This window comes from Rhodopseudomonas sp. RCAM05734 (assembly GCF_052658035.1).
In genome coordinates this window covers 1781534-1802260 of sequence record NZ_CP199742.1, presented here as the reverse complement: position 1 = coordinate 1802260, position 20727 = coordinate 1781534, and the positions used below count along the sequence as shown (strand labels likewise).

At 65.2% G+C, this 20727-nt stretch carries 15 protein-coding genes and 2 pseudogenes; 7 read left to right on the top strand and 10 right to left on the bottom strand.

Translation table 11 applies throughout. The features are described from left to right. Positions 1 to 9: 9 nt before the first annotated feature. From ACUXVA_RS08625 to ACUXVA_RS08615, 3 genes are all read right to left on the bottom strand, one after another. On the bottom strand, positions 10 to 3516 hold the full coding sequence (locus ACUXVA_RS08625; protein ID WP_445491654.1) for a helicase-related protein: 3507 nt from the start codon (positions 3514 to 3516) through the stop codon (positions 10 to 12). Positions 3517 to 3655: 139 nt separating this feature from the next. Beyond that, positions 3656 to 3790: a hypothetical protein gene (locus tag ACUXVA_RS08620; RefSeq protein ID WP_265080685.1), complete on the bottom strand. Its 135-nt coding sequence runs from the start codon at positions 3788 to 3790 to the stop codon at positions 3656 to 3658. A 93-nt stretch (positions 3791 to 3883) separates the two neighbouring features. Next, positions 3884 to 4771, bottom strand: a complete 888-nt coding sequence (locus tag ACUXVA_RS08615; protein ID WP_413776550.1) for a DUF3108 domain-containing protein — start codon at positions 4769 to 4771, stop codon at positions 3884 to 3886. Positions 4772 to 5142: 371 nt separating this feature from the next. Here ACUXVA_RS08615 and rpmB point away from each other — a divergent pair, with 371 nt between their 5' ends. Both rpmB and ACUXVA_RS08605 read left to right on the top strand, forming a co-directional pair. After that, positions 5143 to 5472, top strand: a complete 330-nt coding sequence (rpmB, locus tag ACUXVA_RS08610) for a 50S ribosomal protein L28 (protein WP_265080687.1) — start codon at positions 5143 to 5145, stop codon at positions 5470 to 5472. A 663-nt stretch (positions 5473 to 6135) separates the two neighbouring features. Beyond that, positions 6136 to 6450: a PepSY domain-containing protein gene (locus tag ACUXVA_RS08605; RefSeq protein WP_265080688.1), complete on the top strand. Its 315-nt coding sequence runs from the start codon at positions 6136 to 6138 to the stop codon at positions 6448 to 6450. Between the two features lie 372 nt (positions 6451 to 6822). On the opposite strand, the gene ACUXVA_RS08600 is transcribed toward ACUXVA_RS08605, so the two are convergent. The 5 genes from ACUXVA_RS08600 to ACUXVA_RS08580 all read right to left on the bottom strand — a co-directional run bounded on the left by ACUXVA_RS08600 (position 6823) and on the right by ACUXVA_RS08580 (position 10512). Further along, positions 6823 to 7521 carry a helix-turn-helix domain-containing protein gene (locus ACUXVA_RS08600; RefSeq protein ID WP_265080689.1) on the bottom strand — a complete coding sequence of 233 codons (699 nt, stop codon included), beginning with the start codon at positions 7519 to 7521 and terminating at the stop codon, positions 6823 to 6825. A 92-nt stretch (positions 7522 to 7613) separates the two neighbouring features. Next, positions 7614 to 7997: a response regulator gene (locus tag ACUXVA_RS08595; RefSeq protein WP_265080690.1), complete on the bottom strand. Its 384-nt coding sequence runs from the start codon at positions 7995 to 7997 to the stop codon at positions 7614 to 7616. Positions 7998 to 8113: 116 nt separating this feature from the next. Beyond that, positions 8114 to 8746 (bottom strand): response regulator FixJ, encoded by a 633-nt coding sequence (fixJ, locus tag ACUXVA_RS08590; RefSeq protein WP_265080691.1) that lies wholly within the window; start codon positions 8744 to 8746, stop codon positions 8114 to 8116. Beyond that, positions 8733 to 10259, bottom strand: a complete 1527-nt coding sequence (locus tag ACUXVA_RS08585) for a sensor histidine kinase (RefSeq protein WP_265080692.1) — start codon at positions 10257 to 10259, stop codon at positions 8733 to 8735. The genes fixJ and ACUXVA_RS08585 overlap by 14 nt, the downstream gene beginning before the upstream one ends. Positions 10260 to 10341: 82 nt before the next feature. Continuing rightward, complete coding sequence (locus ACUXVA_RS08580; protein ID WP_265080693.1) at positions 10342 to 10512, bottom strand: hypothetical protein; 171 nt, start codon at positions 10510 to 10512, stop codon at positions 10342 to 10344. A 225-nt stretch (positions 10513 to 10737) separates the two neighbouring features. Here ACUXVA_RS08580 and ACUXVA_RS08575 point away from each other — a divergent pair, with 225 nt between their 5' ends. Next, on the top strand, positions 10738 to 10950 hold the full coding sequence (locus tag ACUXVA_RS08575) for a hypothetical protein (protein WP_265080694.1): 213 nt from the start codon (positions 10738 to 10740) through the stop codon (positions 10948 to 10950). A gap of 35 nt (positions 10951 to 10985) precedes the next feature. On the opposite strand, the gene ACUXVA_RS08570 is transcribed toward ACUXVA_RS08575, so the two are convergent. Together ACUXVA_RS08570 and ACUXVA_RS08565 are read right to left on the bottom strand one after the other, a co-directional pair. After that, positions 10986 to 11369 (bottom strand): hypothetical protein, encoded by a 384-nt coding sequence (locus ACUXVA_RS08570; protein WP_265080695.1) that lies wholly within the window; start codon positions 11367 to 11369, stop codon positions 10986 to 10988. A gap of 2 nt (positions 11370 to 11371) precedes the next feature. After that, the gene (locus ACUXVA_RS08565; protein WP_265080696.1) at positions 11372 to 12004 is read right to left on the bottom strand and encodes an HAD-IA family hydrolase; all 633 of its coding nucleotides are present in this window, start codon (positions 12002 to 12004) and stop codon (positions 11372 to 11374) included. Between the two features lie 290 nt (positions 12005 to 12294). Here ACUXVA_RS08565 and ACUXVA_RS08560 point away from each other — a divergent pair, with 290 nt between their 5' ends. From ACUXVA_RS08560 to ACUXVA_RS08545, 4 genes and pseudogenes are all read left to right on the top strand, one after another. Continuing rightward, complete coding sequence (locus tag ACUXVA_RS08560; RefSeq protein WP_445491648.1) at positions 12295 to 15084, top strand: bifunctional diguanylate cyclase/phosphodiesterase; 2790 nt, start codon at positions 12295 to 12297, stop codon at positions 15082 to 15084. Positions 15085 to 15158: 74 nt separating this feature from the next. Further along, a pseudogene (locus ACUXVA_RS08555) lies at positions 15159 to 17863 on the top strand (bifunctional diguanylate cyclase/phosphodiesterase). Between the two features lie 132 nt (positions 17864 to 17995). Continuing rightward, positions 17996 to 19231 (top strand): annotated as a pseudogene (locus ACUXVA_RS08550) (PAS-domain containing protein); the annotation flags it as partial. A 70-nt stretch (positions 19232 to 19301) separates the two neighbouring features. Then, positions 19302 to 20726, top strand: a complete 1425-nt coding sequence (locus ACUXVA_RS08545) for a putative bifunctional diguanylate cyclase/phosphodiesterase (protein WP_445491646.1) — start codon at positions 19302 to 19304, stop codon at positions 20724 to 20726. Position 20727: the final 1 nt, after the last annotated feature.

Here is a 20727-nt window from a genome sequence, read left to right as displayed (position 1 = left end):
TAAGAATCCTCAATCCTTGCGGGCGGTCATCTGCTCTTTGAGCGCCGCCAGCTTGGCAAACGGAGAATTGGGATCTATCGGCCGGTCGCGCTCGCGCGGCGGCGCGCTGCTGGCGTACGGCCGGGTCGCGCCGCCGCTGCGGTCGCCACGATCCGGACGGCCGTCGCGGCCCCCTTGTCGCGGTCGCCGCCCTTGAACTTGCCCTTGCCGCGGTCGCCGAATTTCTTGTCGCCCGGGCCCTTGTCGCCAAAGCGCTCGCGCGGCGGCCGGCCCTTGTTGTCGTTGTCGCGCGGACCGCGATTGGGCTGGCCTTCCACAAGTGCCCCGGCATTGGCCACGGGTGCATCGCCGCGCGGGCGGCGGTTTTCGTTGTTGCGGCGGCCGTGGTTGGGTCGATCGCGCTTCGCGCCGTCGGCGGATGCAGCTTCGCCTTCGGCGGTGGCCGGCGCATTGTTGTTGCGCTGATGCCGGTTGCGATCGTGGCGTGGCGGACGGCGTTCTTCGGAACGGCCACCTGGGCGCCAGACATCCACCATTTCCACCACGGCCGGAGCGGGCGCTTCGGCGAGCTGCGGCTTCAGCAGGCACATCGGTGGCGACGGTCTCAGCCGAAGTTTCCGACGCTGCTTCAACAGGTGCAGCCTGTTCGGTTGGAGTGACGTCAGCCACAACAGCCTCGGTCGCGCCGGCATCCGCAACAGCGGTCGCGGGATCCGCTGCGGCCTCGGCCGGGGCAGACTCGCTCTCGAAAACAGGCGACACTTCCGGCAGCAGGGACGCCGACGTGGTGACGGCTTCCTCAACCGGGGCAGCGTCGTTGGTGATGTCGGCGATCTCGCCGGTCGCGACGGCGACGGCCGGTTCCTCGGCGATATCAGCCGCCACTTCAACCGGAGCGGCATCGCTGGTGATGTCGGAGATCTCACCGGTCGCAATGGCGACAGCCGGCTCCTCGGCGATTGTCTCGTCGCTGGTGTCCGCCTGAGCGGCGTCGACAGCCTCAGCGGCCACCGCTTCCACCACCGGCTTCGGCGCGGCCGGCGGCAATGGCGGCTTCTTCTCCATGCGATAGCCGAGCGCGCGCAGGATCGAGGCAAAATCCTCGCCGGCCGAACCGGTCAGCGAGGTCATCGCCTGGGTCACCACGAAGCCGCGGCCATCGAAGGCACCGGCGGGCTTTTCGCCCAATGACCCTTCGCGCCACGCCAATGCCGGACGAATGAGATCGGCCAGACGCTCCAGAATATCGACGCGCACCGCGCGTTCGCCGCACTGGCGATAGCCGAGGATGCGATAGGCATCGCGGTCGAGCAGCTTGTCCACCGGGAACGAGGTGCGGCCGGAGCCGGCCAGATGCTGCGCGGTGGACAACGCCGCCATATCGGCATTGTCCTGCTTCTGCGCCCACAGCAGCAGCGCCAGCGCGCGCGCCGCAGGCTTCAGCAGCGCAGGGACATAGATGTGATAGGCGCCGAACCGCACGCCATATTTGCGCAGGGTGGCGCGCGACGGCTGGTCGAGATCCTTCATCTCGGTGGCGATCTTCTGTCGCTCCAGCACGCCGAGCGCTTCGGTGAGCTGGAAGGCGATGCCACGGGCGATGCCGGTGATGTCCTCGGCCTTGGTGAGATCGAACAACGGACCGAGCAGCTTTTCGATATGGGTCTTCAGCCACAGCTCAAGGCGGGCCTGCACGGCCTCGCGCGGCGGGCCGCTGAGGCGATCGTCGGCAATGATGCGGATGCGGGGATGCAACACGTCGTCGGCGGCGACCAGGCGCGCCACCGCGTCGCCGGTCCAGCGCAGCACGCCGTCGGAGGCCAGGACGAACTGATCGTCGGCCGCATTCGCCAGTTTCTCGGCGCGCGCCTCGATTTCTCCGCCCAGCGCCTTTTGCGCGGTCGCCTGCAATGCCTTGGCATCGGAGCCGGCTTCGGCCGCATCGGGCGCGAACGTAAACCCGTCGAGACGGCCAATTACATGGCCCTCTACGATCACTTCGCCGGTCTTGCCAATTTCAGTATTCAACATCGTGTTTTCCCGTAAGCGGCGCATCAATACACTGGTACGACGGTCAACGAAACGCTCCGTGAGCCGTTCATGCAGTGCATCTGACAGTTTATTTTCAAGTTCGCGCGAAATTCCCTGCCAATGGTCGGGATCTGACAGCCAATCCGGGCGATTCGCCACGAAGGTCCAGGTTCGGATCTGTGCGATTCGGCCCGACAAAGTGTCGATATCGCCGTCGGTGCGGTCGTTTTGCGCGATCTGGGTGCCGAACCAGGCATCTGGAATGCGCCCCCGCCGCATCAGGAAGCCATACAAAGTGGTCACAAGTTCGGCGTGCACCGCCGGCGCGGTGCGCCTGTAGTCGGGGATCTGGCAGGCATCCCACAACCGTTCGACCGCTGCCGCGCCGACCGCCATCTCGCGGATATCGGCATCGCGGGCGAGGTGATCGAGCACGCGCAGGTCCTCGGCGATCGGCGCGCGGGTCAGCGCGTCATGGTTCGGCGTCAGCGCCAGCGACACCTGGAGTGCGGCAATCGACGAGAAATCGAGCTTGGCGTTGCGCCATTGCAGCACCTTCACGCTGTCGAAGGTGTGGTTCTGCAACGCGTTGACCAGTTCGGGCTCGAACGGCGGGCAACGGCCGGTGCTGCCGAAGGTGCCGTTGCGGGTGGCGCGGCCGGCGCGGCCGGCGATCTGCGCAAACTCCGACGGATTGAGACGACGGAACTGATAGCCGTCGAACTTGCGATCACTGGCGAAGGCGACATGCTCGACGTCGAGGTTGAGGCCCATGCCGACGGCATCGGTGGCGACGAGATAGTCGACATCGCCGGACTGGAACATCTCGACCTGCGAATTGCGGGTGCGCGGCGACAGCGAGCCCAGCACCACCGCAGCGCCGCCGTGCTGGCGCTTGATCAGTTCGGCGATGGCGTAGACTTCATCGGCGGAGAACGCGACGATGGCCGAGCGGCGCGGCAGCCTGGTGATCTTGCGATCGCCGGCGAATTCCAGTTGGCTGAGCCGCGGCCTTGTGACGATGCTGGCGCCCGGCAGCAGCCGCTCGATGATCGGGCGCATGGTGGCGGCGCCGAGCAGCAGCGTTTCGTCGCGGCCACGGCGATTGAGAATACGATCGGTGAAGACATGGCCGCGTTCGAGATCGGCGGCGATCTGGATTTCATCGACGGCCAAAAATGACACGTCGAGATCGCGCGGCATCGCTTCCACCGTCGAGACCCAGTAGCGCGGCTTCGGCGGCTTGATCTTTTCCTCGCCGGTGATCAGCGCCACGGCGTCCGGACCGACGCGGGCGACGATCTTGTTGTAGACCTCGCGCGCTAGGAGCCGCAGCGGCAGCCCGATGATGCCCGAGGAATGCGCCAGCATGCGCTCGATCGCCAGATGGGTCTTGCCGGTGTTGGTCGGGCCGAGCACGGCAGTGACGCCGGCGCCGGGCGCGCGGTCGTGGCCGCTGGAAGCCGAGAAATGGAAGGAAGCCATGTTGATCAAGGGTTTCTGCGTCGCGGGCGATCAGGTGTATGTCCCAATGCGACGCATCGGCACGGATGTTTTTAAGCTTTGGAACGAGTCCGGAACGAATCGCGCCCGAATCGGTGACTCGCCTCCTCTCCGCCGGGGTTCACCGCAATATCTCGCGTTCATCTGCAAGTTCGATCACTAGATCAAGATTCATCACGGCCAACAAGAGAACGATTTCGAGCGCGCGGGTTAACCGGCGCGGCGCACGATTGCGCCAGGAGTCAAGACGAGTCATGCGGCCTGTCATGCCCCTTGGCCTGCTGCCTGCGGCGGCGACATTCGTCGCGACGGCGTTGCGGCAAACCGGCGGCGAAGTTGCGGCAAGCGTTTACTGGGTTTTGGCCAGCCGCGGCGGCACCGCCGTAGTGACGAAATCGACCGCCTCGAGCATCGCGGTGCCCAAAGGCGTCGGCACCGTCATGCGGAACGGCACCAGCACCCGCGTGCCGGCGATCGGCGCCAGCCAGACTTCGATGTTGCGCTGGGCGGCGAGATATTTGATGGCGGCGCGGTCCGGGATGTAGCCGGCCAGCGGCGAAAAGTAGACCGCGCAGACCACCACCGGGCCGTGATAGCCTTTCTCGGCCTTGACGGTGTCCATGCGCTTGTAGTCGAGCTTGAGGTCGTAGCGCATGCGGCCGTCGAAGATCGACGTGCTGGTGCGGCAGGCATCCGCCGACAGCACATCCCCGCTGCCGGCCACCCGCAGCAGCGAGCCGGTCATCGGATCGATCACGCCGCGGCGATGCGCCTCGGTGACCGGGATACGCTCGGGATCCGCCGGCGGCTCCGGCTCGATGGAAAACTCCTTCACCCCGCCGCCCTGCAGCGCCATGCGGATGGTCTCGGACTTCTTCGACGCGGTGGTGGTGGCGGTATAGTTCGACGGCACCAGGGCACCGGCGACGATGCGGCCGGTGGCGGCGCCGGTGCCGGAGCCGCCGGCAAAGGCTTTCAGCAGGCCGGAGGTGCCGCCGGAGGCCGCGGCATTATACTGGTCGTCGGCGATCTCGATGGTCCAGGCGCCCTTGCCGACCGGAATCCCGGCCAGACTGGCTTCATAATGCGCATCGAGCTTGCCCTGCGCCGCCGCCGGCCGGACCGCCCCGATCGTCGCCAGCGCGAACAACCCCGCAAACAACCCCACGGCCAGCAGGCCACGGCGGCGCCAGGCCGGGGCGCTGCGGAATCGCGGTCGATCGGTGGCAAAGCGCATCACGGCGGCGGGTGATCCCTGCGGGTTGGGGGCAGCGGCGACGCCTGCGGGACCGTCCCGGCCCGGCCGGCTGCGCCATTGCCGATCTCTTCTGGCAGATCTAAGCACGAATCCGGCGCCGACCAAGCGGCCGCCGCCGGACCCGCTCAAGGGTTCTATTTCATGGCCGAATACGTCGTTTATATGATTGAAGCGGCACGCAAAACCGCGCTATACTGGGCGCGCCGCAGGGCCCGCTTGCGACTTTGCGCAAGGCTTCGTCTTGACGCATCGCCGCGCGCGTCCTATACGTCCGCGGCTCCTGAAATGGACGTGATTTTGAACCCCTGCCTGGCTTTGGGCCGTGGCGGGGATGACAGAGGATTTTCGCGATGTCGCGGCGCTGTGAACTGACACTCAAGGGTCCCCAGGTGGGCCACAAGGTGAGCCACTCCAACCACAAGACCAAGCGCCGGTTTCTGCCGAACTTGGTCAATGTGACCTTCCTGTCCGACGTGCTCGGCCGCGGCGTGCGCATGCGCGTCTCGACCAATGCGGTGAAGTCGGTCGATCATCGCGGCGGCTTCGACGCCTACCTGATCAAGGCCAAGGAAGGCGACCTGTCGCAGAAGGCCGTGCTGATCAAGCGCGCCATCGAGAAGAAGAAGATCACCGACGCCAGCAAGGCCCCGGCCGCAGAGGCCCCCGCCGCGGCGGTCTGAGCTTCAAAGCTTCTCCACTGAATTGAAAAGGCCGGATCGCAAGATCCGGCCTTTTTTTGTTTTGGGTCCTCAACGCTAAAAGGTTCATTTTGCAGCCATTGCACGGCGTTTACGGCCGCTATTCGCCACGGCAAATTGCAACCAAAGGTACACCCAACCACCGCAACATATACATTTGATTGTAGTCTGCCCCCGCTTAGTGGAAATTTGTCCGCGACATAAATGCTTGGGGAAACGTTCCTATGGGAACCTCATTACGAGACGCGACGACCCTACTTCTGTCTGGGAAGAAACTCGCTTGAAACAAGTACAAGGATCACAAAGCTGGTTCAATTACTCTCGAGACACCAGCGAAGCGACGGTTATTCGAATTCCTACTCAGAGCAGACTCTAACAAAGTGACCAGCGGCGATGAGAGTCTATTCGGCGGCATTGTCTCTGCGTGGGGGAAGGAAGAATACGATCCAGCAACAAGTACAATGGGCGCGACAAGAGAAGATGGGCGCAAGAACTTGTGCGTAGACCATGCACGGTTGTGCGAAGCAGACGCGCGCGCTCTCCCCTCCACAACATCGCCCCATATGCGGCGGGAACACCGCGGCGCGGCGTTGGTTCTTGCGATGGTGCGCTGCGTGAGCGGCGCGGAAATCGAGGAGAGTTTCGATGAAGAACATCATGTGCAAGGCGATGCTGGCGACGGCGCTGACCATCGGCGCGGCGGCGCCGGCAATGGCCGCGGACTATCTGGTGCGCGAGCCGGCGCCGCGGGTGGCCGTGATGCCGGCGCCGACGGGGCCGGTGACCTTGCAGCAGGCGCTGGCGATCGCTGGGGATATCGGCCTGGTCACGGTGCAGAACACCCATTTCGACGGCGACCAGTGGGAGATCGAGGGCCGCGACACCTACGGCAAGTGGATCGAGGTCGATGTCGATGCGCGCACCGGCGAGGTGCGGGATGTCGATCGGTCGATCCTGTAGTCGGGGTGTGAGGGCGGAGTCATAACGGATTCCGCGCGAAGGCTTGACGAGGAGCGGCGGGTTACGCCACGGCGTTGCGCGGTGCGCAAGCTCCGGGGTTAACCTGCCCTACGTTTGCTGAGGGGCGTGGCCATTGGCGTCACGACGTGTGGCCCTGACCCTCCCCCGCAAGGGGGAGGGGACATTTCTGACGGGGGTTGGGGCTTTCAGGATCTGTGGCGAGTGCCACGTTGCAAGATCTGAAGCGGTTGTAGCGCTTCAAGCGCCGCAGCGGTTGCGACGGTTCGCGCGGCGCGATTAAATCTCCCGCAACGCGATCAGAGTCTGCCGCGTTGCCATCGTGCAGGCCGGCGCGAACGGCGCCGGTCTTCGTTACGCGTCGAGGCTGGCGAGGCGGGGGCGGTTGCGCAGCACGACCTGGCGGGCGCCGGTGAGCGCGACGATGCCCTTCTCGTGGAGGTCGGAGAAGGTGCGCGAGACGGTTTCCAGGGTGAGGCCGAGATAGTCGCCGATGTCGCGGCGGCCCATGGGCAGCGCCATCATGCCGGTGCGGACCAGACGGGCATCCATTTCCAAGAGGAAGGTGGCGACGCGCTCCAGCGCGGTCTTGCGACCGAGCAGCAGCATGTGATCCTCGGCGTGGCGCAGACCGTGCGCGGTCATCTTCCACAGGCTGTGGGCGACGGCGGCATTGGTCGCCGCGGCGGTCTCCAGCGAACGGCGGCGCACCAGGCGGACGGTGGTGGCGCTGATGGCCTCGGCGGTGAGCCGGTGGGCGGTGGTGCTGTCGAGGCCGAACACATCGCCGGCGAGATGGAAGGCGCCGATCTGGCGGCGGCCGTCGCTGAGCAATTTGTAGGTCCGCACGGCGCCCGACAGCACCTGGTAGACATACTCGGCGGGCTCGTCCTCGCCGTAGATTTCCTCGTCCTTGCCGAAGGTGAATTCGCTGGCGACGACGCCGGGGCAGCTCGCCACCACGTCGAACGGATCGGCGGCCGGCGACGGTGCGATGCTGGCGTTCCGTGCGATCCTGAGGCTGGTTCCGGTGGTGATTTCGGTCTGCAGCATGGTCATCTCCTCGGTTGGGATGACCCTTGCTACGGTGATTGCCTACCTCGGAAAATTCCGTGCGATATCCTAGGGGCCTCCCCCTAAGGGCTCTACCGGAGGTCGCCGCGGACCGGCCCGCCGCCGGCCTGCATGGCATCGCAGACCGAGCGCACCAGACTGTCCTCGATATGCGGCTTCAACAGCACCCGGGCGATGCCGGCCGCGGAGGCCTTGAACTGGATCTGCTCGTCGGGATAGCCGGTGATCAGCACCACCGGCGCGGTGACGCTGCGCTGGCGCAGCCGCTGCGCCAGCTCGATGCCGTCGATGTCGGGCATCTTGTAGTCGATCACCAGACAGTCGATGCCGCCCTCGGCGGCATTGTCCAGCAGCGCCGCGCCGCTACCGAAGGTGCGCACGTCGAACCCCTCGGTTTCCAGCAGAAAGCGTAGCGATTTCAACACATCAACGTCATCATCGACCACATACACCATCGATCTCGGGGATGGCGGGCGAAGCGCGGAGTCATGTGGAGGCTGAATACCGGTCATGCTTTGAGGTTAGCCGGGGGGCCGGCGACCCGAATTGACCTGCCTCAATCCACTGTCTTTCATTCGTCAAAAAGCCCGGCGCGCATGGCGAAGCGGACCAGATCGGTGATGTTGGCGGCCTGCATCTTGGTCATGACGTTGGCACGGTACACTTCAACCGTACGCGGGCTGATGTCGTAATCGCGCGCGATCAGCTTGTTGGACTGGCCGGTGACCAGGCCCTTCATGACCTGCAGCTCGCGCTGCGACAGCGACGCCAGCCGCGCCCGCATGTCGTCGTGGTCCGGCGCCGGATCGCCGCCGCCGTTGCGCCGCAGCGCGGTCTCGATCACCGCCACCAGCCGCTCGTCCTCGAACGGCTTTTCGAGGAAATCCAGCGCGCCCAGCTTCATCGCCTCCACCGCCAGCGGAATGTCGCCATGGCCGGTCATGACAATCACCGGCAGCTTATTGGCGCTGTCGGCATTGAGCCGGCGCAGCAGCTCGATGCCGTCGGTGCCGGGCATGCGGACGTCGGTCAGCACGCAGCCGGCGCCGGCGCCGGCGCCAAGGCCGGGCAGTTCGCCGAGAAACGCCTCGGCATTTTCGAACAGCCGGACCGCAAAGCCGGCGGCGCCGAGCAGGAAATCCAGCGAGTCGCGCATCGCCGGATCGTCGTCGATGACATAGACAAGGCGGTTACTCTGCGACATGCACCGTTTCCCTGATGGAGGCGACCGGCAGCGTGAAGAAGAAGGTGGCCCCGCCGGCGTCGTTGCTGCCGGCCCACATCCGGCCGCCATGGGTCTCCACGATGGTGCGGCTGATCGACAGCCCGATGCCCATACCGCTTTCCTTGGTGGTGTAGAATGGCTGAAACAGCTTGACGGGCATGTCGACGCCGAAGCCGTGGCCGGTGTCCGCGACGGCGATCTCGACCATGTCGTCGGCGGAGGGGGCGCTGGACACGGTGAGCTCGCGGCGCCTAGTCTGCGACATCGCCTCCAGCGCGTTGCGGAACAGGTTGACCAGGATCTGCTGCACCTGGACGCGATCGGCATGGACCATGTCGCAGGCCGGATCGAGATGGAAACGCAGCGTCACGCCCTGTTCGCCGGCGCCGCTGAGGCCGAGCGCCGCAGCCTCCTCTACCAGCCGCGCCAGGCTTTCGATGCGCTTCTCGGACGCCTCGCGCAGCACGAAATTGCGCAGCCGGCGGATGATCTGGCCGGCGCGGATCGCCTGCTCCGAGGCGCGGTCGAGCGCCGCCTCGATGCGCGCGGCGTTGGGATCGATGCTGCCGGCGAGCAGCCGCCGCGAGCCCTTCATGTAATTGCTGATCGCCGACAGCGGCTGGTTCAGCTCATGGGCCAGCGCCGAAGCCATCTCGCCCATGGCGCTGAGTCTGGAGACATGGACCAGTTCTGACTGCAGCTCCTGCAGCCGCACCCTTGTCTGCTGCTGTTCGGTGAGGTCGCGCATGAAGCCGGTGAAATACGGCCGGCCCTCGGACTGCATCTCGCCGATGGTCAGATGCATGGGGAACAGCTCGCCATCCTTGCGGCGGGCGGTGACGACACGGCCGATGCCGATGATGTGGCGGTCGCCGGTGGCCAGATAGCGCGCCAGATAGGCGTCGTGATTGCCGCGATCCGGCTCCGGCATCAGCACGCGGATGTTGGTGCCGACCACCTCGTCGGCCGGGTAGCCGAACTGCCGTTCGGCGGCGCGGCTGAAAAACTGAATGATGCCGCGCTCGTCGATGACGATCATCGCCTCCGGCGCGGTGTCGAGAATCGAGCGGAAGTGATTCTCGCGCAGCTTGAGCGCCAGTTGCAGGCGCTTGTCCTCATCGATATCGAGCACGAAGCCGTCGAGGCTGTGCGGCGCGCCGTCGGCATCGACCGTGCGGGCGCCGAGCATGTGGACCCAATGGGTGACATCCGGCTGCCGCCGCACCCTGAACTGCGCGTCGAAATGACTGCCGCCGCCAATGCAGCGCCGGATCGCCTGCGCCGTCGGGCCGCGATCGGCATCGTCGACACCCGACAGGAACAGGTCGAGATCGATCTCGCGGTCCGGCGGAACGCCGAACAGCGCCCGCGCGGTGTCCGAACAGGTCATGCGCTTCGTTGCAGGGTCGAGGCGCCACGTCCCCACCCGTTGCCCGGCCCTGGGGGCGGGCGCCGTGGTCTCGCTATGGAACGGAGGGTCGGCGCTCGTCATACCCAGCCTGACAGTGATTCGAAGTGATGCGGACCAAGTGTGGTCGACCGCACTGTATCGATCAACGTTTGGTGCACCGAATTCAAGCCCTGTCGTCGCTGCGCTTCGGCTCGCTCGATGCCTCGGACGCAGCGAGCTTGGCCTCCTCCGCCGCGAGCAGCGCGGTGATGGTGCGCCGCTTGGCGTCGTCGATCTCCGACGCCAGCAGCTTGCGGTAGTGCTCGACGTTCAACCTGGCAACGGTCTTGTCCATGATCGGGACTCCAAGCTGATCCAACTATTGACGAATGCAGCGGACGGCGCGCTGGAAAATGGAGGATTAGGGTATGGCTGATAGCCGCAGCCGCGGTGTAGGGACCCCGACATACAGGGCGTCGCTGAGCGCCTGTACGTGTCGATTTGATCCGCATCAATAGCGGATGTCAGCCGCAACCATAAATACACCTTAGAGAGCATTGCCAGCGAGGGGAAATTGAAAATGTCGCGCTACATCGTTCGATTCCTGAAAGACGTCGTGGGGGACAACGGCCAGCAACGGGAAATCTGCCAGCACGCGCTCGAAGTCGGCGCGATCGACAGGCAGGACGCCGCCGAACTGGCAAAAATCGACTTCTGCACGGCCGAAAGCCTCTCCCACTGGTCGATCCATGCCGATCGCATTGAGGTTCTGGAAGCCGATTTCCCATCCTGATCGTTCCGGCAGGCGCCGATTCGCGCCTCCGGCAATCACTCCACCAATTCCCCGGTCCAGCGGTCGCGGCCGTGCCAGTAGGCGCAGGCCGGATCCGGGCACCAGTCGCCCTCGTAATCGATGCCCTGCTGGTGCGGGCAGCCGAGGATCTTGGGCGCGATGCCGACCGACAGCGCGTTGTGTTCGGCGATAAAGCCGAGCACGGCCTCGGCAATGGCGCCGTCGTGCCGAACGTCGCCTTCGGTGCCAGACCAGGCGCGCATCGTCGTGGGCGGCGCATCCCAGGCCGGCAGGATGCTGACATTGACCTTGGTGGCGCGGGTGGCATCGGGGCCGTACCAGGCGATGGCGGCCATCGGCCAGCCGCGCCGTCCCTTCCTGGCCTTCTTGTGCAGCCGCTTGATGAACCTGTCGTCCATGACTAGCGCAGCGCCATGCCGGTGGCGGCTTCCAGGTCATTCAGCGCCTGCACCGCATCGGTCACCTTGATAGTGGTCATGCCCATGGCGCGCGCCGGCTTCAGGTTGACGCCGAGGTCGTCGAGATAGATGCAGTTCTGCGGATCGACCGACAGCGCTTCGGTCATCATCGCGTAGATCTTCGGATCCGGCTTGCGCAGTCCGATTTTCGCGGACTCGATGACATGGTCGAACAGCGTCATGACCTCGGCCACGTAGAGCGAGCGGCCCCCGGCGCTGCCGATGGCATTGGCCGGCAGGTTGTTGGTGATGCAGCCGGTCTTGAAGGCGCCCTTGATGCGGCGCAGCGCCTCGACCATCTCGGGCCGGATTTCGCCGGACAGCAACGCCACCACGTCGCGGCCGCGCACCTCGGCGCCGAGCGCTGCCGATTCCTGGGCGAACAGCGCATCGAAGGCATCGATGTCGAGCTCGGCACGTTCGAACCGCGCCCAGGCGTTCTCGAAATGGTTTTCCGCATTGGTGCGACGGATGATGTCGGCGGGCAGGCCGTGCGCGGCCTCATAGCGGGCGAAGGCCTCGAACGGCGAGGAGGTGATCACCCCGCCGAAATCAAAGATGACCGCCTGGATCATGGTGTCCTGCCCCGCATTGCGCCGGCGCGAGCGCTACCACGATGCCGCCCGGCCGGCCAGATCGGGGGTGTCGCGCGGCCGGAATACGGGCCCCGGCGACCGGCCGGAGATGAAATCTCCCCACCCTGAACGATGCTCAAACAATGTACGAAAACGAACATACGAGGAACGGCGTTCACTTTTTTTACACCGTTCGCCATTATACTACCTCTGCGCGATCCCGCACTGCGAAATCGGTAAGATCCTCTCCACAATTGAGACGATAGGTTTGCCTTTTTCAGAGGCGGATCATGATTTCGCAGCAAGTCAAACAGCAGGCGGACGACCCACTCACCCGTCGCAATTCGGTGCGCTGGCTGGTCATCACCGGATCGATCCTGATCGCCATCATTGCAGGCTCCACTGCCGTCGCCATCGACACATTCCGCGACCGCGCCATGCAATCGCACCAGCGCGAGTTGGAAAACGCCCTGGTCCTGTTGACCCGGCACTACGAACAAGAGTTCGCCGACCTCGAGCGGATTGAGAAGGATCTTTCTGCGACCATGCGGATCGCCGGCATCGACTCGCCCGCCGACTTCACGCGGCAGATGGGAAGCTACGAAACACACTTGGCACTGAAGGGAAAAATCAACCGCAAGGCGACCGGCACCATCAACCTGATCGGCGCCGATGGCTGGTACCTCAACTGGACCTCGTCGTGGCCCGCACCGAAGTTGAATGTCAGCGACCGGAGCTATTTCCAGGAGCTGACAAAGAGCCTGCCCGGCTCCGACGAAGAATTCGTCCAGGGGACCGTGAGCCGCATCACCGGCGACTGGCGACTTGTGTTCGCCCGCCGTCTGAACGGGCCGAATGGCGAGTTCCTCGGTGTCGTGAGCCGTGCCATGCAGCCGTGGCAGTTCGTGAATTTCCTTGCTTCGATTTCACTTGGAAAGGACTCAGTCTTTGCGGTCTGGCATGAAGACGGCACGCTGCTCGCCCGCTATCCGCAAAAGGAAGGCCTGGACGGCTACAAGGTAAAAAACCAGATCATCCTTGATCACCTCAAGGCCAACTCAGAACCGTTGACAACGATCAACGTCAGCGCGGTTGACCATCAGGAACGCCTGACCTCGATCCGGCGTTTGAACGGTTTCCCGCTTGGACTGATGGCCAGCATCCCCGTCGACGCCGCCTTGGCTGACTGGCGCGAGCAGACCAAACTGATGATCTCGGCCGCAGCAGCCGCGGCGCTGATTATCGTCTCGATGCTGTTCCTGATCATTCGTCAGATCCGACGCCAACACCGTGCCGCGCAGACCCTGGTGACGCGGGAAAAGCAGCGGCTCGATACCGCCATCAACAACATGAATCAAGGACTGCTGATGTTCGACGCCGACGCCCGCGCCGTCGTCGTCAACCAGAGCTACCTCGACATGTATCACCTGCCGGCCAACGCGATCCCGCCCGGCACCTCGTTTCGCGACGCCATCAGACATCACGAAACCAATGGCGTCTTTCAAGAAGGCGATGTCGACTCCAAATGCGTCGTCCTGGTGGAGGAGTTCAAGAAAAGGCGAGCTGTCACCGTCGACCTGCACGATGGACGCGTGGTCCACGTGCTCAGCCAGCCGATCGCAGGCGGCGGCTGGGTCACCACCCACGAGGACATCACCGAGCGGCACCGCGTCGAGGAACGCATCGCGCACCTGGCGCACTACGATACGCTGACCGATCTGCCCAACCGCACCCTGTTCCACGAATTGCTGACCCAGGAACTGGGTTGGGTGGCCCGCGGCAAGCAATGCGCCGTGATCTACATCGATATGGACGAATTCAAGAGCATCAACGATTCGCTCGGCCATCCCGTGGGCGATGCGCTGCTGAAGGCGGTGGCGCAACGGCTGCAGGGCTGCGTGCGCAGCTTCGACGTGGTGGCGCGGCTCGGCGGCGACGAATTCGCTATCGTCCAGACCGACCTCGGCGACCGCGACGAGACCATCGCGCTGGTGAATCGGATCTACGAATCCATCCGCGAGCCGTTCGAATGCCTCGGCCATCGCCTGCTCACCGACGCCAGCATCGGCGTCGCGCTGGCTCCCCAGGACGGCGCTGATATCGACCAGCCGTTGAAGAATGCCGACCTGGCGATGTACAGCGCCAAGGCCGACGGCCGTCGCACCTACCGCTTCTTCGAGCCGGAGATGGACGCCCGCATCCAAGGCCGCCGCATCCTCGAGCAGGAACTGCACGAGGCGATCGCCGGCGGCAATCTGACGAAAGGCGGCTTCGAAGTCCAATACCAGCCGCTTTTGCGGCTGAGCGACGACGCGATCAGCGGCTGCGAGGCGCTGCTGCGCTGGCGGCATCCGGTGCGCGGGATGATCTCGCCCGCGGAGTTCATTCCGGTGGCCGAAGAGATCGGCGTTATCGACAAGATCGGCGAGTGGGTGCTCGACACCGCCTGTCGGGAAGCGGCGAACTGGCCCGACGATATCAAGATTTCCGTCAACGTCTCCCCGGTCCAGTTCCGCAGCCGGACGCTGGCGCTCAAGGTCGCCTCAGTGCTCGACCGGTCCGGCCTCCGGCCGCAGCGGCTTGAGCTGGAAATCACCGAGGCGGTGCTGATCTCCGACGACGAGGCAGCGCTCGACATGCTGCACCGGCTGCGCGCGCTCGGTGTGAGGATCGCGCTGGACGATTTCGGCACCGGCTATTCCAGCCTGAGCTACCTGCATCGGTTTCCGTTCGACAAGATCAAGATCGACCGCTGCTTCGTCACCGACATCGCCGAGGTCAATGGCTCGCCGGCAATCGTGCAGGCGGTGGTCAACATCGCCGCGTCGCGCAACATGACCACCACCGCAGAGGGCGTAGAAACCGAAGCGCAGAAGCAGCTGCTACGCACGCTCGGCTGCACCGAGATGCAAGGCTGGCTGTTCGGTGCCGCCCTGCCCGCCGCCGAGATTCGCGCGCTGATCGCGCGCCATCGCGGCGATGCGGCAGCCGCGCAAGCGTCCGATTTCCGACTTAAGCCGATGGCATATCTCGCTATTTTCGCCCCACGCGCACCGGGCACCATTCTGAACGAACCTTAACGGCTGGTTTACCGAGCCTGGTAACGAGGCCTCCATGACTGATCGGTAATCTCGGCGCCGAGAGAGGGCGGATGATGAATGTCCGAATACGGGAACGGCAGCTTGGCAACGCGTTGACACGGCGCAATCCCGTGGGCTGGCTGCTGGCCACCGGCGCAGTGGCCATCGTGGCCATCGCCCTGGCCACCACGATGGCCGTGGACAGTTTCCGCGCGCGCGCATTGGCATCGAGCCAGCGTGAGCTCGAAAACACCCTGCTGCTGCTGTCCCGCCATTTCCAGCAGGACTTCTCCGACCTCAAGCGCACGGAGGAAGATCTCGCCGCCTTCCTGCAATCCGGCGGGATCGTTTCGGCGGAGCACTTCAGAGAGCGGATGAGCGGTCCCGAGGCGCATCGGTTGCTGAAGGCCAAGATGAGCACCACCGGCACCGGCAGCATCAATGTGCTCGACGCCGACGGCCACCTGATCGGCTGGTCGACGTCATGGCCGGCGCCGGTGTTCAACTTCGCCGACCGCACCTATTTCCAGCGCGCGAAAGCCGCTCCGCCCGAAGCCGACGACGAGATTGTCGAGCCGATACTCAGTCGCACCACCGGCACTCGGAAGACGCTGTTCGCCCGCCGGCTGTCGGCGTCGAACGGTGACTTCCTGGGCGTGGTGACGCGGGGCATCGAACCCGCGCAGTTCGAGGCGTTCTTCGCCTCCATCTCGCTCGGCACGGGTACCACGCTGGCGTTGTGGCACCAGGACTTCACGCTGCTGGCGCGCTATCCGCAGCTCATCGAGATGGTCGGGCACAAGGCCAAGCCCGACGCCTTGCTTGCGCACATGAAGGCCAGTCCCGAGCCGGCGACGATGATCAGTGTCAGCCCGGTCGACGGACGCGAGCGGCTCTCCTCGATCCGGCGGATCAGCGGCTTCCCGATGGCACTGGTGGCCAGCGTGCCGATCGACAGCGCGCTGGCGGACTGGCGCGCGCAGACCCGGCTGACGATCACCGCGGCGGCGCTCGCGGCGCTGCTCGTGGTGGGCCTGCTGTCGCTGATCATCCGCCAGGTCAGGCTGCAGCACCGTGCCTCGCGGGCGCAGTTGACGCTGGAGAAGCAGCGGCTCGACACCGCCGTCAACAACATGACCCAGGGACTGATCCTGTTCGACGCAGAGAGCCGCGTCGTCGTGGTCAACCAGAGCTATCTCGACATGTACCGGCTGTCAGCGGGCGCCGTCAGGCCAGGGTCGCTGTTCCGCGACGCGGTGGCGGTGCGCCATGCCAACGGTTCACTCAAGGGCGATATCGACGCCTATTGCTCACAGATGACCCTGGCCGTCGACAGCTCGACCGCCATCACGGCGGATACGCTGGACGGCCGTGTGATCCAGATCCTGCCCCGCTCGATCGCTGGCGGCGGCTGGGTCGCCACCCATGAGGACATCACCGAACGTCACCACGCCGAGGACCGCATCGCGCATCTGGCCCACTACGACGCGCTGACCGATCTGCCGAACCGTACGCTGTTCCGCAACCTGCTCGACCAGGAACTGACGCGGCTGCCGCGCGACCGGAACTGCGCGGTGATCTACATCGACATGGACGAGTTCAAGGGCATCAACGATTCACTCGGCCACCCGGTCGGTGACGCGCTGCTGCAGGCGGTGGCGCAACGGCTGCGGGGCTGCGTGAGCAGTCCGGGCGTGGTGGCGCGACTCGGCGGCGACGAATTCGCCATCGTCCAGACCGACCTCGGCGACCGCGACGAGACCGTCGCGCTGGTGGCACGGATCCATGAAGCCATCCGCGAACCGTTCGAATGCCTCGGCCATCGCCTGCTCACCGACGCCAGCATCGGCATCGCGCTGGCGCCGCAGGACGGCACGGATATCGACCAGCTCGTTGAGAAATGCCGATCTGGCGATGTACGGCGCCAAGGCAGATGGCCGCCGCACCTACCGCTTCTTCGAACCGAGGATGGACGCCAGCATCCAGGCGCGCCGCACCCTCGAGCAGGAGTTGCGCGAAGCGATCGCCGACGGCAGCTTCGTCGCGGGCGGCTTCGAAGTCCATTACCAGCCGCTGCTGCGGCTCGCCGACGACGCGGTGTCTGGCTGCGAGGCGCTGCTGCGCTGGCGCCATCCAGTGCGCGGCATGATCTCCCCGGCCGAATTCATTCCGATCGCCGAGGAGATCGGCGTCGTCGACGAGATCGGCGAATGGGTGCTGGCCACCGCCTGCGCGGAAGCGGCCAACTGGCCCGACGATATCAAGATCGCGGTCAACGTCTCGCCTATCCAGTTCCGCAGCCAGTCTCTGGCGCTGAAGGTCTCCGCGGCGCTGGCGCAGTCCGGATTGTGCCCGCAGCGTCTGGAACTGGAGATCACGGAAGCCGTGCTGATCCGCGACGACGAGGCAGCGCTCGACATCCTGCACCGGCTGCGCGCGCTCGGCGTCCGCATCGCGCTGGACGATTTCGGCACCGGCTATTCATCGCTGAGCTATCTGCAGCGCTTCCCGTTCGACAAGATCAAGATCGACCGCTGCTTCGTCACCGACATCGCCGAGATCGACGGCTCGCCGGCGATCGTCCAGGCGGTGGTCAACATCGCCGCGTCGCGCAACATGACCACCACCGCGGAGGGCGTCGAAACCGAAGCGCAGAAGCAGCTCGCTGCGCGCGCTCGGCTGCACCGAGATTCAGGGCTGGCTGTTCAGCCCCGCGAAACCTGCCGCCGAGGTGCGCGCACTGATGGCGCACCATCGCGCGAATGCGGTAGCGGCGTAGGTCGCTGCGGCCTAAACCAAGGCAAACAGGCCACAATAATATCATCAGACGTTGTTCTTAACCTGCCGTTCACCTGACTTGCTAACCCCGCCTCCATTTCTCCGGGGTACTCATGTGCCCGAGGGGAATGCCATGAGAAACTGGTGGAGACGCAAAGGCGGTGGTGCAGGCGCTTCGGTGGGCGGCGCCGAGCAGGCCGTGGTGCGTCGCAACCCGGTGCACTGGCTGATCCTCAGCGGCGCATTCGCCATTGCCGCCATCGCCATCGGAACCGCGGTCACCGTGGGCACGTTCCGCGACCGTGCGCTGGAAAGCAGCAAGCGCGAGCTCGAAAACACGCTCATGCTGCTGACGCGCCACTTCGACCAGCAGTTCGAGGACCTGCAGCGGATCCAGCGCGGCCTGCTCGCCGACCTGCGCAGTCACGACGTCGCCTCGCCGCAGCATTTCAAAGAGCATATGACCGGCTATGACGCGCATCTGATGCTGCGCGCCAAGGTCAGCAACACGTTCAGCGGCGAACTCAACCTGGTCGACGCCGACGGCCAGCCGATCAACTGGACGCCGTCCTGGCCGGCGCCGGAAGCCGACCTCAGCGAACGCAGCTATTTCAAGACACTCAAGGCGAGCGTGACGGGCTCGGACGAGGAAATCGTCGAGCCGATGCTCAGCCGCCTGACCGGGCGATGGAAGACGCTGTTCGCCCGCAAACTCACCGGGCCACACGGCGAATTCCTCGGCGTCGTCACCCGCAACGTCGAGGCGCCGCAGTTCGAGCAGTTCTTCGCCTCGGTGACGCTCGGGGAGAATTCTGCAATCTCCATGTACCACCGCGACGGTACGCTGCTGGCGTCCTATCCCCACACGGAAGAGCAGATCGGGCAAAATTACAGTTCCGATCCGCTGATGCAGCACGTCAATCGCAGCGAGTCGCCCACCACCATGCGCGTGCGGAATCCGCTGGACGACATCGAGCGGCTGAGCTCGGTGCGCCTGCTGCGCGATTTCCCCATCGTGCTGGTGGCCACGGCGACCATTGACGGCGTGCTCGCCGACTGGCGCGCCCAGACCCGGTTCCTGACCAGCACCGCGGCACTGTGCGTGCTGATCATCGCCGGCCTGCTGGTCCTGATCATTCGCCAGGTGACGCGGCAGCACGGCTTCGCGCAGGCACAACTGACGCTGGAGAAGCAGCGGCTCGATACCGCCATCAACAACATGACCCAGGGCCTGCTGCTGTTCGACGCCCAGGCCCGCGTGGTGATCTGCAACCAGAGTTACATGACCATGTACCGGCTGTCGCCGGACGTCATCAAGCCGGGCTGCACATTCCGGGAAGTGATCGCACACCGCAAGGAGACCGGCCTCGTTCCACGGCGACATCGACAGCTATGTCGATGGCGTGCTGAGCAAGGTGCACACCGAGACGCTTGCCATCGTGCAGACCGCGGACGGCCGCTCGATCCAGATCCTCGGCCACCCGATCGCCTCCGGCGGCTGGGTCGCCACCCACGAGGACATCACCGAACGCCGCCGCACCGAGGAACGCATCGCCCATCTGGCGCATTACGACGCGCTGACCGATCTGCCGAATCGGACGCTGTTCCGCGACCAGCTCGCGCATGAACTGACGCGGGTCGCGCGCGGCCAGAACTGCGCGGTGATCTACATCGACATCGACGAGTTCAAGGGCATCAACGATTCGCTCGGCCATCCCGTCGGCGACGAGCTGCTGAAACTGGTGGCGGAACGGCTGAGGGAATGCGTGCGCAGCCGCGACGTGGTGGCGCGGCTCGGCGGCGACGAATTCGCCATCGTGCAGACCGACGTCAAGGACCAGAGCGACATCGTTGCACTGGTGGCGCATATCTATGAGGCCATCCGCGAGCCGTTCGAATGCCTCGGCCACCGGCTGCTCACCGACGCCTCGATCGGCATCGCACTGGCACCGCGCGACGGCAGCGACCTCGACCAGCTGCTGAAGAATGCCGACTTGGCGATGTACGCCGCCAAGGCGGACGGTCGCCGCACCTATCGCTTCTTCGAGCCGGCGATGGATGCCCGCGTGCAGGCCCGCCGCACCCTGGAGCACGACCTGCGCGACGCCATCGCCGACGGCGGCTTCATCAAGGGCGGATTCGAGATCTACTACCAGCCGCTGCTGCGGCTCGCCGACGACGCAATCACCGGCTGCGAGGCACTGCTGCGCTGGCGCCATCCGGTGCGCGGCATGATCTCGCCGGCCGAATTCATTCCGGTCGCCGAGGACATCGGCGTCATCAACCAGCTCGGCGAATGGGTGCTGACCACCGCCTGCATGGAAGCCGCGAGCTGGCCGGACGACATCCGGCTGGCGGTCAACGTCTCGCCGGTCCAGTTCCGCAGCCATCTACTGGCGCTCAAGGTGGCGGCCGCGCTGGTCACCTCCGGGCTGGCGCCGGAGCGGCTTGAGCTGGAAATCACCGAAGCCGTGCTGATCCGCGACGACGAGGTCGCGCTCGGCATCCTGCACCGGCTGCGCGCGCTCGGTGTCCGTATCGCGCTCGACGATTTCGGCACCGGCTATTCCAGCCTGAGCTATCTGCAGCGCTTCCCGTTCGACAAGATCAAGATCGACCGCTGCTTCGTCACCGACATCGCCGAGGCCGACGGCTCCTCGGCCATCGTGCAGGCGGTGGTCAACATCGCCAGCTCGCGCCGCATGACCACCACCGCGGAAGGCGTCGAGACCGAAGCGCAGAAGCAGTTGCTGCGCACGCTCGGTTGCACCGAGATGCAAGGCTACCTGTTCAGCCCCGCAAAACCGGCCGCCGAAGTCCGCGCGCTGATCGCCTCACACCGCAAGATGATCGTGGCGGCGTAAT